Origin of the sequence: Virgisporangium aliadipatigenens (assembly GCF_016863615.1) — a bacterium.
GTDB lineage: Bacteria > Actinomycetota > Actinomycetes > Mycobacteriales > Micromonosporaceae > Virgisporangium > Virgisporangium aliadipatigenens.
In genome coordinates, this window is record NZ_BOPF01000029.1 from 132887 (window position 1) to 145637 (window position 12751).

The 12751-nt window shown below is 72.1% G+C and carries 10 protein-coding genes; 9 read left to right on the forward strand and 1 reads right to left on the reverse strand.

Going from position 1 to position 12751, the window contains the following annotated elements; translation table 11 throughout:
• The first annotated feature begins 1 nt into the window (after nt 1).
• The 7 genes from Val02_RS32710 to Val02_RS32740 all read left to right on the forward strand — a co-directional run bounded on the left by Val02_RS32710 (nt 2) and on the right by Val02_RS32740 (nt 7266).
• On the forward strand, nt 2-1027 hold the full coding sequence (locus tag Val02_RS32710) for a zinc-dependent alcohol dehydrogenase (protein ID WP_203903137.1): 1026 nt from the start codon (nt 2-4) through the stop codon (nt 1025-1027).
• On the forward strand, nt 1024-1785 hold the full coding sequence (locus Val02_RS32715; RefSeq protein ID WP_203903138.1) for an SDR family oxidoreductase: 762 nt from the start codon (nt 1024-1026) through the stop codon (nt 1783-1785). Before Val02_RS32710 ends, Val02_RS32715 begins: the two co-directional genes overlap by 4 nt.
• A gap of 182 nt (nt 1786-1967) precedes the next feature.
• Complete coding sequence (locus tag Val02_RS32720; protein ID WP_239153501.1) at nt 1968-3272, forward strand: ABC transporter substrate-binding protein; 1305 nt, start codon at nt 1968-1970, stop codon at nt 3270-3272.
• Nucleotides 3269-4210, forward strand: coding sequence for a carbohydrate ABC transporter permease (locus Val02_RS32725; protein ID WP_203903140.1), 942 nt, complete (start codon nt 3269-3271; stop codon nt 4208-4210). Before Val02_RS32720 ends, Val02_RS32725 begins: the two co-directional genes overlap by 4 nt.
• 4 nt (nt 4211-4214) lie before the next feature.
• Nucleotides 4215-5126, forward strand: coding sequence for a carbohydrate ABC transporter permease (locus tag Val02_RS32730; RefSeq protein WP_239153502.1), 912 nt, complete (start codon nt 4215-4217; stop codon nt 5124-5126).
• Nucleotides 5123-6286, forward strand: a complete 1164-nt coding sequence (locus Val02_RS32735; protein ID WP_203903141.1) for a mandelate racemase/muconate lactonizing enzyme family protein — start codon at nt 5123-5125, stop codon at nt 6284-6286. Before Val02_RS32730 ends, Val02_RS32735 begins: the two co-directional genes overlap by 4 nt.
• A gap of 29 nt (nt 6287-6315) precedes the next feature.
• Nucleotides 6316-7266, forward strand: a complete 951-nt coding sequence (locus Val02_RS32740) for an aldo/keto reductase (protein ID WP_239153503.1) — start codon at nt 6316-6318, stop codon at nt 7264-7266.
• Between the two features lie 19 nt (nt 7267-7285).
• Here Val02_RS32740 and Val02_RS32745 read toward each other — a convergent pair whose 3' ends face one another.
• On the reverse strand, nt 7286-8035 hold the full coding sequence (locus tag Val02_RS32745; protein ID WP_203903143.1) for a FadR/GntR family transcriptional regulator: 750 nt from the start codon (nt 8033-8035) through the stop codon (nt 7286-7288).
• Nucleotides 8036-8222: 187 nt separating this feature from the next.
• Here Val02_RS32745 and Val02_RS32750 point away from each other — a divergent pair, with 187 nt between their 5' ends.
• Both Val02_RS32750 and Val02_RS32755 read left to right on the forward strand, forming a co-directional pair.
• Nucleotides 8223-12212: a hypothetical protein gene (locus Val02_RS32750; protein ID WP_203903144.1), complete on the forward strand. Its 3990-nt coding sequence runs from the start codon at nt 8223-8225 to the stop codon at nt 12210-12212.
• 14 nt (nt 12213-12226) lie between these two features.
• Nucleotides 12227-12751, forward strand: a 525-nt coding sequence (locus Val02_RS32755; RefSeq protein WP_203903145.1) for a hypothetical protein, incomplete at its 3' end; no start/stop codon positions are given.

Here is a 12751-nt window from a genome sequence, read left to right on the forward strand (position 1 = left end):
CATGACGCGGGCCGCTCACTATATGGGCGACCGCACGTTCGTGGTGAACGGCGTCGAGCCGGTGCCGCCCGGGCCGGGGCAGGTGCGCATCGACGTGGCCTACACCGGTATCTGCGGCACCGACCTGCACGTCATGCACGGAGCGATGGATCACCGCGTGCACGCGCCGGCGGTGATCGGTCACGAGATGTCCGGCCGGATCGCCGAACTCGGCGCGGACGTCACCGGCCTGGCGGTGGGGGATCCGGTGACGGTCATCCCGCTGGAGTGGTGCGGGCAATGCCCGGCCTGCCTCGCCGGACACACCCACATCTGCCATCGGCTGACCTTCATCGGCGTCGACTCCGCCGGTTCGATGCAGAACTCCTGGACGGTGGCGGCCGGAACCGTGGTACCGCTGCCGCCCGACCTGCCGCTGCGGCACGGGGCGCTGATCGAGCCCACCGCCGTGGCCGTGCACGACGTGCGCCGCTCCCGGCTGGCCGCCGGCGAGCACGCGGTCGTCATCGGCGCCGGCCCGGTGGGGCTGCTGATCGGCAAGGTGGCCCAGAGCGTCGGCGCCTCGGTGACCGTGCTCGAACTGGACCCGCATCGACGTGCGGTGGCCGAGGAGATCGGACTGTCCACATTGGACCCGGCGGCCGTCGACGTCGCCGCCCACGTCCGGGAGCACACCGGCGACGCCGGCGCCGACGTGGTGTTCGAGGTGTCGGGTTCGGGTTCGGGCGTGCGGCTGGCGACCGACCTGCTCGCCGTGCGCGGCCGGCTCGTCGTCGTGGCGATCCACCCCGTGCCGCGCGAGGTGGACCTGCACCGGGTCTTCTGGCGGGAACTGGAGGTGATCGGCGTACGGGTGTACGCGCACGCCGACTTCGAGGAGGCCGTGCGGCTGGTGCACGGCGGTCAGGTGCCGGCCGGCCGGCTGATCTCCCGGGTCGTGCCGCTCGACGAGGTGGCCGCGGCGTTCGAGGCGCTGGAGGCCGGCGGCAGCGTCAAGGTGCTGCTCGACTGCGGGGCGGCCGCATGAACCTGTTCGACCTGACCGGCCGCACGGCCGTGGTGACCGGTTGCCGGCGCGGCATCGGCCTGGCGATGGCCGAGGCGCTCGCCGCCGCCGGAGCGGACATCGTCGGGGTCAGCGCGTCGCTGGAACCCTCCGGCAGCGAGGCGGCCGCCCGGGTGGAGGCCCACGGCCGTACTTTCGTGCCCTACCGCCTCGACCTCGCCGACCGCGGCGCGATCCGCGAGTTCGTGACGTGGCTGGACGGCCGGCCCAGGCCCGTCGACATCCTCGTCAACAACGCGGGCACGATCCGCCGGGCACCCGCGGCCGAACACGCCGACGGCGACTGGGACCACGTGCTCGACGTGGACCTGTCGGCCCAGTTCGTGCTCGCCCGCGAGATCGGCCGCCGGATGCTGCGGCGCGAAGCCGGTCGGATCATCTTCACCGCGTCCATGCTGAGCTTCCAGGGCGGCGTCAACGTGCCCGGCTACGCGGCCGCGAAGTCCGGCATCGCCGGCCTGACCCGGGCGCTGGCCAACGAGTGGGCGGGCCGCGGCGTCAACGTCAACGCGATCGCGCCCGGCTACATCGCCACCGACAACACGCAGGCGTTGCGGGACGATCCGGGGCGCAACAAGGCGATCCTGGAGCGGATCCCGGCGGGGCGGTGGGGACGGCCGGACGATCTGGCCGGCGCGGTGGTCTTTCTCGCCTCCGACGCCGCGCGGTACGTGCACGGGGCGATCGTTCCCGTCGACGGGGGCTGGCTGGCTCGCTGAGCCGTCGTCCACGGCAATTTCATCCCGGGCCGCCAACACCTTGCAAACATCATACGTATGCCCTTACCGTTTCGGCGGGGTTAACAAGGGCGACACCTTCACGCGAAGGACACTCGATGGTCGACACATCTCCACTCGGACGCTTACGTCCGACACCACGCACGGTGGCGGTCGGAGCGCTATTGGTCCTGACTCTCGCAACGAGCGCCTGCAACCGGGGCGACACCGACTCCTCGTCCGGCTCCTACGGATTCTCCCAGGCCAAGCAGGACGACAAGGCAAAAATCACGGTATGGGTGGACGCCGACCGCTCCGGCGCGGCGGACGCGTTCAAGAAGGCCAACCCGGACGTTCCGCTCGAGGTCGTCACCTACGACGGGGCGGCGAACGGCTCGAACTCGTTCCGCACCAAGATGCAGCTGTTCGACCGGGCCGGCGAGGGCTGGCCGGACGTGGTGTTCTCGACGCAGAACAACGACGCCGCATGGGCGAGCCAGTCCGCCAACGGCAAGCAGGCGTTCGCCGCCAGGCTCGACCAGGGGCTGGTGCCGAAGGCCACCCTGGACAACTTCACCAAGGGCGCGCTGAACCCGTGCACGGTCGGCGGCAAGGTGTACTGCCTGCGCAACGACCTCGCACAGGCGGTGCTCTGGTACAACAAGACGCTGCTCGACCAGTTCGGCTACCAGCTGCCCACCACCTGGCAGGAGTACCAGGCGCTCGGCGAACGGGTGGCCCGCGAGCACCCCGGGTACATCGTCGGCACCACCGGCGACCCGTGGACGCCCGAGGTCTACTTCTGGAGCAGCAAGTGCCGGGCGAACGACATCACCGGTCCCAAGGCGGTGACGGTCAACGTCGAGACCAACGAGTGCCGGCGGGCCGCCGCGATGCTCGACACGCTCATCAAGAACGGCACGACGCCGAGCATCAGCGTCTTCACGCCCGAGTTCGTCCAGAAGTACGCCGGCAAGGTCCTGATGGTCCCGGGCCCGGCCTGGTACGCGGGCGCCATCTTCAACAACGACAAGTCGCTGAACGTCCCGAAGGGGCAGCTCGGCGTCGCCGCGCCGCTGGCCTGGCAGGGCGAGGAGGCCGTGACCGGCAACGTCGGCGGCGGCACGTGGTTCATCAGCAGCCACTCCAAGAACCTGAAGGCGGCCGAGAAGTTCGTCGAGTTCGTCACGACCGCCGACGACTACCAGGTGAACGTGGCACCCGGCTATCCCGCGTACGGGCCGGCCGGCGACAAGTGGATCAAGAAGCAGGAGTCCAGCGGCTACTACGCCACCGACCTGCAGGCGGTCATCAAGGCCGGAACCCAGATCTGGAGCGGCTGGGGCTCGGGCATCTTCAGCCAGGAGGCGATCTGGGCCAAGACCATGACCCCGGCCGTCACCAGCGGCAAGAGCCTGGTCGAGATGCTGCCGCAGTGGGGTACCGCGATCAAGAACCAGGCTCAGGTCGACGGCTACACCGTCACATGAGCGCGACGTCGACGGAGGAGGCTACCGGGTCGACGACCCGGTGGCCTCGCCACACCGCCGCCGGGCGACCCGTCCGTTCCCGGGGGAGCCGCATCGGTTACGTGCTGGTGGCCGGCCACGCGGCGCTGACCCTGGCGTTCGGTGTCCTGCCCGCCCTCTACGCGCTCTACCTGGCGTTCACCGCCGGCGACGGCGGCTTCGCCGGCCTGGACAACTTCACCAAGGTGATCGACGACTTCCGGTTCCTGCCGGCCGTCGGTCACGTCGCGCTGTACCTGGTGATCTGGCTGCTCCTGCTCGTGGTGCTGGTGACGTCGCTGGCCCTCGTCGTGCACGCGGTCCGGGTGCGGTGGCTCAGCAAGGCGCTGCGACTGATCTTCTACCTGCCGGGTGCGGTCGCGGGAGCCTCCAGCGTGCTGCTGTGGCTGTTCGTGCTCGACCCGACGGTCAGCCCGGTCGCGCCGCTGCTGCGCCTGTTCGGCTACGACAGCTTCCTGCACGTGATCTCGCCGGGGCACCTGCCACCGATCTTCGCGATCATCGCGTTCTGGACCGGGGCCGGCGGCTGGATCGTCATCATGTACGGCGCGCTGAACACCATCAGCGTCGACATGATCGAGGCGGCCCGCATCGACGGTGCGAACGCCGTGCAGATCGCCTGGCGCATCCAGCTGCCGCTGCTGCGCAAGTGGATCTCGTACATGGGCATCATGTCGCTCGCCGCCGGCACCCAGCTGTTCGTCGAGCCGCAACTGCTCTCCCAGGCCAGCAACGCCGTCGTCCCGAACGACTACTCGCTCAACCAGCTGGCGTACCTGTACGCGTTCCAGCAGAACGACTTCAACGGCGCGGCGGCCATCTCGCTGCTGCTGCTCGTGATCGCCCTCGCGCTGTCGGCCGTCTTCGTGACGCGCGGCGGCCTGTTCGAGACGGACTGAACCCGTGACACCAGTGGATCGACCGGCGGACACCGCCACCGGCAGGGGGCTCACCGGCTGGAGCGGCCGGGTGCTCGTCCCGGTCGTCGTGACGGTCTTCGTCCTCTTCTTCGCCGTCCCGATCGTGTGGCTGCTGCTGGCCACGACGAAGTCGGCGCGCGGGCTCATCGTCGAGCACCCGTTCCGGCCCGGCGGTCCCGACGAACTGGCGACCAACTGGAACGAGCTGTTCGACTTCCAGGACGGCGCCGTCACCGGATGGGTGCTGAACTCCGCGGGCTACGCCGTGGGCGCGCTCGTCATCACGCTGATCGCCGGCATCCCCGCCGGGTACGCCATGGCGCTGACGACGTTCCGGTTCCGCCGGGCGCTGCTGGTGCTGACCCTCGTCGTCATGCTCGTGCCGAACACCGCGCTGGTGCTGCCGATCTTCCTGGAACTCAACGTGATCGGGCTGATCGGCAACCCGCTGTCGGTGATCCTGCCGATGTCGTTCTTCCCGTTCGGGGTCTACCTGACCTACATCTACTTCGCCACCAGCATTCCCCGCGACCTGCTCGCCGCGGCACGCATCGACGGCTGCACCGAGCTGCAGACGTTCACCCGGGTGGCGTTGCCGTTGGCGCGGCCGGTCGTCGCGCTGGTCGCGTTCTTCAGCTTCGTGCAGAGCTGGAACAACTTCTTCCTTCCGTTCGTGATGCTGCCCTCCAGTGACGGCTATCCGGTGCAGGTCGGTCTCACCGCGCTGCTCGCCTCGACGCCCGCGTTCAATCCCAGTTCCGCGGGTTCCCAGTCGGTGCAGTTGCCCACGCTGGCCCTGGCGACCGTCATCTCCGTTCTGCCGGTACTGATCGTCTTCCTGTTCTCGCAGCGCTTCCTCGTCGCGGGCATGACCACCGGAGGCACCAAAGAGTGAAAGTCATCGGATACCGCAGCCTGACGACGCAACACGACTGGGGACGTCCCGTCGGCGACGCCAACGGCGTGCTGCCCGGCCCGCACACCGACGTGCACCTGCTCATCCTCACCACCGACGAGGGCGTGGACGGCGTCGGCATCGGCGCGCACCCGGATATCGCCCGGGTCTTCGACGCCGTCGAGGGGGAGGATCCGCGGGCGGTCACCGCGCTGTACGACCGGATGGTGAACCGCGCCTTCAAGGCCGGCCACGCCGGCAGCATGTTCGGCACCATCGGCGCGATCGACATGGCGCTGTGGGATCTCAAGGCGAAGGCCGCCGGGGAACCGCTGTGGCGCCTCCTCGGCGCGCTCGACCGGTTCGTGCCCGGCTACGCCTCGGGACTGGACATCGCCCTCGACGACGGCGACCTGGTGCACCTCTACGAACGCTTCGCCGAGCACGGCTTCAGCGCGGCCAAGCTCAAGGGCGGCCGGGAGTTCACCCGGGACCTGCGCCGGCTCGAAGCGGTGCGCGACGTCCTGCGCCGCAACGCGGTCAGCCCCGCCCTGATGCTGGACGCGAACGAGTCGTGGCACCGCTCGCAGGCCGTTCGCTACATCACCGCGCTGGAACGAAAGGTCGATCTGACCTGGGTGGAGGAGCCGGTGCGCCGCTGGGACGCCGCCGGGCTCGCATCGGTGCGCCACGGTGTCCGCGCCGCGGTCGCCACCGGCGAGAACCTCACCGGCCTGGAGCAGTACCGGCCGCTGCTGGACGCCGACGCCGTGGACATCGTCCAGGTCGGCAACGTCTGGGGCATCACGCACTTTCTGCGGGTCTCCGCCGTGGCGCACAGCCGCGACCTTCCGGTGAGCCCCGTCGGCCATCACGGCAACCCGCTCGCCCACGCCGCTGCGGCCGTGCCGAATCACCTGTCGTTCGAGGTGCAACACCTGACCTCGCCGGTCGGCGTGCACATCGACCAGGAGTTCGCCGACGGTGGGATCGTTCTCGGCGACGAGCCGGGCCTGGGGGTCCGGGTCGACGAACAGCGCCTCGCCGCCACCCCGGAGCCCGCCCCGCCGGTAGCCGTGGCGGGTCCGCACGTGCGTCCCGCCCGGGCCGGGCTGCGGCTCGTTCCGGACACCCGCGTGGCGACCTCCGCCGACGCATGAGGTCCCGGCAACTGCGCCGACGGCCGGCGGTGCGTCTGAGCGAGCTGGGCTTCGGCGGGTCGCCGGGCGGGAACCTGTACCAGGCCGTGTCGGACGAGCAGTTCGGGTCGGCCGTCGACGCGGCCTGGAACGCCGGTGTCCGGCACTTCGACACGGCGCCGCACTACGGGCTCGGGCTGTCCGAACGGCGTCTCGGTGCCGCCCTGCGTACCCGGCCTCGGGACGAGTACACCGTTTCCACCAAGGTCGGGCGGCTCCTCGTGCCCAGTCCGGAGACCGGGGGGCACACCGACCCGGAGGGGTTCGCGGTGGCGGCCACGCACCGGCGGGTCTGGGACTTCAGCCGCGACGGGATCCGCCGTTCCCTGGAGGACAGCCTGCGACGCACCGGACTGGACCGGTTCGACATCGTCTACCTGCACGACCCCGACGACCATCTGCGGGAGGCGGTCGAGGTCGGCGTGCCGGCGCTGGTCGAACTGCGCGACGAGGGCTGCGTCGGCGCGGTCGGCGCCGGCATGAACCGGTCCCACCCGTTGGCCCGCTTCGTCCGGGAGACCGACGTCGACGTGGTGATGTGCGCCGGCCGGTACACCCTGCTGGACCAGGGCGCCGCCCACGACCTGCTGCCGGCCGCCCGGGAGCGCGGCGTGGACGTCGTGATCGCCGGCGTGTACAACTCGGGCCTGCTCTCCCGCGACCGGCCGCCGGCCGACTCCCGGTACGACTACCGGCCGGCCGATCCCGAGCGGGTCGAGCGCGCGACCAGGATCGCCGAGGTGTGCGAACGGTACGGCGTCACCCTGCCCGCGGCCGCCCTCGCGTTCGTGCGCGCCGATCCGGCGGTGGCGTCGACAGTGGTCGGTATGCGCAGCCGCCCCGAGGTCGTCGAGACGATCCACCGGTCCGGCGCCGTCGTTCCGGACGAGCTGTGGTCGGCGCTCCGGGCGCAACGGCTGATCGAACCGCCGCCGGCGTAGCGTCCGGCGGGGCGTCGTCCTACCGGCGGGGCTCCGTGCGCCGGTCGTGCAGGGCGGGGCGGCGTCGCGCCCACGACTCGACGATGTGCAACCGCATCTGCGTGGCGGCGGCGTCCGGATCCTTGGCGAGGATGGCCTTGCCGATGCGTTGGTGCTCGGCGAGCGAGACGGCGAGATCACCGGGCGGCGGCGTGCCGTTGTACCGTCCGGACAGGCGCGCCTTGGCGTGGATGCTGTGGATGATGGCGAGCCCCAGCTGATTGCCCGACGCCGCCATGATCATTTCGTGGAAGACGACGTCCTCGGTCGCGTAGCGTCCGGCGTCGTCCACACAGGTGGCGAGGAACTCCAACTGCCGGGCCAGCGCCGCGCTCTCCTCCGGCCCGATCACCCGGGCGCACCGGGCGGCCATCTCACACTCGAGCGCCGCCCGGACCTCGACCAGATCGTCCAGGACGCGCAGCTCGCTGTCGTGGCGGATCTGTGCCTCGAGCACCACCGGGTCCAACAGGTTCCACCCGGTCCGGGGCAGGACCTGCGTGCCGCGGCCCGACGTCGCCCGCACCAGGCCCTTCTCCTCCAGCAGCTTGATGGACTCGCGGATCACCGTGCGGGAGATGCCGAACTCCTCGCACAGCTGCGGCTCCGTGGGCAGGCTGGTCCCCACCGCGTAACCGCCCGACACGATGCGGTCCACGACGTGTGCCACGACGGTGTCGCCCAGCCGTCCGCCGCGTCGTGACTTCAGCGGCGGAAGCGGATCGTGCACAACGTCCCCCGGGTCGAGCGGGCCGCCATTCGGTGGCGCGGGTCGGGCGCGTGGCACCGGCCGAGCATATCGCGGCCGGCCCCGCATTCACCGGCGCGGCGTTCCGCACGCTGCCGCCTTACCCGATGTCCGGCAACCGGCCTACCGATCGATGACAACGCTTGCCGCCGGCGGCCATTGTGGTGACGTGGACGAGCGGACGGTAACCGAGCAGCAGCCCCCGGCGCCGACCGGCCGGCCGGAGCGCACCGCGGCGTCGCTGCTCGAACGGTCGGACGCCGCCCGGCCGGACGCAGCGCCCGCATCGCTGGGCAACGCGGCGTTCGCCCGGATGCTCGCCGACGCGACGGGTGAGCCGGCCGGCCGGATGGATCCGCAGGTCGCCGCCGGGCTGGCCGCGGGCGGCAACCGGGCCATGTCCGGCCTGCTGTCCGGCGCTCCCGCGACGGAGCCGGCCGTCGGGGTGGACGCGCGGGCCGCCGGGGTGGACGCGCAGGGCGTCGGGGCGGAGGCCGTCGGCGTGGACGCGCAGGCGGAGGTGTCGCGCGAGGCGGGCGTTCAGGGGCCCACCGCCGCGGACGTCAGCGAGCCGGCGCCGGCCGAACAGATCGCCCAGCAGGGCGCCGCCGCCGTGCAGTCGCTCGGTCAGGTGGCCGCGCAGGCGGCCGGCCCGCCGCCACCGGTCGCGCCCCTGTACACCCCGGAACCGTTGCCGCCGGCCGATCCGGGCACCGCCGCGGCGACCGACGTGGCGGCGCCCGCCGCCGAAGCGGCCGTGCGCAAGGACGTCGCGCTCGCCGAGGCGGGCGAGTCCGCCGCCGGGCTGGACGGGGTCCGCTCGTCGGCCGCCTCGTTCGCCGGCGCGTCGGTCGGGTTCGGCGTTCCGGCCACGGCCGACGGGGCACAGCGCAGCGCGGCCGCATCCGACCAGGTTTCCAGCTTCCTCACCGCCGTCGGCGAACGGGCCGCCGCCGTCACCGACCTCGGCACCGTGGCCGCCGACCGGTACCGCGAGGCCGCGCGGGCCGGTGTCGAGCAGATCAACCTCGGTGTGGAGGAACGCCTCCAGGCGGTCCACGCGCACCTCGCGACCCTGCGCGCGCAGGCGCAGTCCCAGGCGGACGCGGCGCGCGGCACGGTCGAGGCGCGGCACGCCACGGCGCGTTCGACGATCGCCGACGCCACCGCCGCCGCGCGGCTGCGCCTGGAGAACGACCACAATGCCGCGCTGCTTTCCATCGAGGCCCAGGAGGGGCAGCAGCTCCAGGCGCTCGACCGGCTGTACGAGGCGGGCGACCGGCGGTTCCGGGCGGCGGGACAGACCGTCGGCGGCGAGGCGGCCACCCGGGGCACCACGATGGCCGAGGAGTACATGCGCGGCCTCGTCGACGAGGACGACAGCTTCTGGGACGGGCCGCTCACCTACAACCGGGGGAAGGCGCGGGCCGACACCGCCCGGGAGATCTCCAAGGCGTACCACGACGGCCTGATCGACGAGGCGAACAAGCAGGCCGATCAGGCACTTTCGGGCAAGGCGCGGGACATCGAGTCGGTGCACGCCACCGCCGGCAGTGCCCGGGAGGCCCTGCGGCAGCAGCACACGGCGACGCTCGACACCCTCCAGCAGGCCGACACGGCGGCCCTCGAACAGGCCGACGCCGCCCGCACCGCCCTCCTCGACGCGATCACCCAGGCGCTGACCGGCGGGCAGCAGCTGTTCGACCGGCTCGAGGTCTCCCTCGTCGAGAACATCCGCACCTCCGCGCAGGCCCAGACGGCGGCGGTGGAGCAGCAGGCGTTCGCGCTGACCGGCGCCGCCCAGGAGCACATCGCCCGCACCGCGAACGGCCTGCTCGAGGCCGGCGGCACACTCGCCGCGCAGGCGCAGGGTGCCGTTCCGCCGCCGGTCGACACCCTGGTCGCTCTGCTGGGTGCGGCGACGGCGGAGATCGACGCGGGCGTGACGACGTTCCACCAGGAGCTTGAAGAGAGCCTGGAGCTCGGCGCGGGGCAACTGTCCGACGCGAGCTTCGTCGTCACGGACGGCCTCGCCACGTCCACGCAGCAGGGGCTGGACGGCGCCACCACCGACGCGAACGACCTCGGCGCCACGATCCAGGCGATCGCCGACTCGGCGGCCGGCACCTTCGAGACCATCGAACAGCAGCACGACAGCGGCCTGACCCGGACCACCACCACCGCCAAGGAGGGCTACGACCGCGTGGTGGACGGCGTCCGGCAGACCTACGGCGAGCTGTCCAGGGGGCTGGAACAGGGCTTCGAGCGCAGCGGCGCCGGCCTCGAACAGGGCCTGCGCGGCGCCCTCACCAAGATGGAAACCGAGATCCGCACCAGGGCGGAGGAGAACGCCGCCGCGGTGCCGCCGCGCTGGAAGAGCGTCGTCAAGTGGGTCCTGATCATCGCGGTGATCGTGGTCGTGGCGCTGGTGATCGGCCCGTTCGTCATCGGGGCGGTCGGCGCGGCGCTGGGCACCGGCGCCGTCATGACCGGCATCATCGCCGGTGCCATCGTCGGCGCCGCGACAGGCGCGACGATGCAAGTGATCAACAACTGGGCGTCGAACCGGCCGCTCGGCGAGGGCGTGCTCAAGGCGGCCGTCATCGGCGGCATCGGCGGGGCGGTCGGCGGCGGCTTCGGCGCCTACTTCGCCTCGGCGGCGCAGGCCGGCACGACGGTCGTCAACACGGCGTTCCGGCAGTTCCTCGCCAACACCGCGATCGGCGCGGCCACCGAGACCGTGCTGAACGTCGTCACCACCGGCCACTTCAGCTGGGAGGCGCTCGGCATGTCCCTGCTGTCGGCCGTCGTGGTCGGCGCGGCGATGCACGGCGCCGGTGGGCTGAAGGGGGTGCAGGGGATCCAGGAAGGCGCGATCGGCGCGGGGGAGAAGTTCGGCGGGGCGCTGCGGGCCGGCATGGGCGGCACGGTGTCGATCAACTACCGGCCGACCGGGGTGCCCGAGGGGACCACTCGGCAGGGGACCGAGGCGGATCCGGCGTCGGGGCTTCCGGGGGCGCACCAGTCCGGCGACGGCCCGGCGGCTGCCACCACCTCCACCGCCGACGATGCGCCCCGCAGGACGACCACCGCCGCCGACGACGGCCCGGTGTCGGCGAGCACCGCCGGCGACGGCCGGATCGGGGCGGATCCCGACGGGCCTCGGCCGACCACGACCGCCGACGACGGGCAACCGGTGCGGGTCGTCAGCACAGAGGAGGTGCCCGGCGGGGCCGGCCGGATCGGGGCGGATCCCGACGGCCGCGTGCCGACCGACGCCGACGGCGTGCCGGCCCGCGGCGGGGCGCAGACGGAGGCCGACGGCGTGCCGGCGACCGCCAAGCCCGTCGAGGAGCCGCCGGTGACCTCGAAGCCCGTCGAGGAGAAGTCCGTCCCGGCGGTCGTGGCGGACGAAGAGGTACCGGTGGTCAAGACCGACACCGAGAGCACACCCCCGTCGACCACCGAGGAGGTCCCGCCCCGCAAGCAGCGCGCCTGGGTGCACCCGGACGGCGCGAAGAAGGGCCACTTCGTCGACATCGACGAGAACGTGCCGGTCGAGTACCGCGCCATCACCCCGCGCAGCGAGGAGGAGAGCGCCGCCTTCTACGCCGACGCGATGAAGAACAAGAAGGGCGGCAACCCCGCCACGGCGGTGGTCATGGGCGAGAACGGCCCGAACATCCGCGACAACCTCTACACCGGCGACGCCCAGACGAAGGCCGTCAAGGTGCTGCAGGAACAGGGCATCCTGGAGATCCTGCCGGACGACCACCTACGCGTCACCGACCCCGAGAAGTACCTGGCCTGGATCGAGGAGGCCTACGCCCAGCGCGGCAACGCGCACATGTCCGACGCCATGCGCGAGGCGATCGAGGCGCACATCAGCAGCGGCCCCATCAAGATCAAGGTCGACCTGAAGGACGGCGGGATGTCCAACGCCGGCAACCTCCCCGGCACGCACGCCGAGATCCTCGCGCTCAACGACATCCTGCTGCAGATGGAACGGGCGGCGACGACCAGTGGCACGGTCAAGGTCCACACCGTGCGCCCCGACGGCTCGCACTTCCGCGCCTGCGCGCACTGTTCTGCCATCATCGAGCGGCTGCCGCCGGCGATCCGGGTCCAGGTGTTGACCGGCACCGTGCTCGTGCCCTGACGAGAAAGCTGCCCATGACCCGCTACTTCCGCGATCCCGCCTCGGGCCGGCATTTCCTGCTGCCCGACGGCATCGACATCTACGCCGACCTCGCGGACTACGAGGTGTCCCAGGACGCGGCGGCGGTCCACCTCCGTGGCCAGGTCGGCCACCTGGTGGAACTCCTCGACGCCGCCGCGCGGGGCGCCACCGGCCCCGGCCGCCTGGCCGAACTGCTCGGCGAGGCCGACCTGCCGGCACTGCGCGGCCTGGCCGACGACGTGCGGGCGACGGCGACGGGCGGACACGCCGCCGCGAGCGCCCGGATCGCCGCCCGCGGCACCACGATCGGCCGGCAGCTCATGCGCGATCTGGAGGGGCTGACCCCGGACGACGAGACCCGCCGACTCGGCCGCCGACTCGACGAACTGGTCGCCCGCCTCGAGGAGCCGGCGCGCGCGCACGAGCAGGAACGGCGGCGGGAGGAGTACCGGCGAGGGGCGCGCTCGGCCATCGCGGAATCCCTGCGCGAGGCCGGCTTCACCCCGCCGCACGAGGCG

Coding starts and splice junctions, on each gene's coding strand:
- Val02_RS32715 (WP_203903138.1), top strand. CDS start 1,024: ATGAACCTGTTCGACCTGACCGGCCGCACGGCCGTGGTGACCGGTTGC.
- Val02_RS32710 (WP_203903137.1), top strand. CDS start 2: ATGACGCGGGCCGCTCACTATATGGGCGACCGCACGTTCGTGGTGAAC.
- Val02_RS32725 (WP_203903140.1), top strand. CDS start 3,269: ATGAGCGCGACGTCGACGGAGGAGGCTACCGGGTCGACGACCCGGTGG.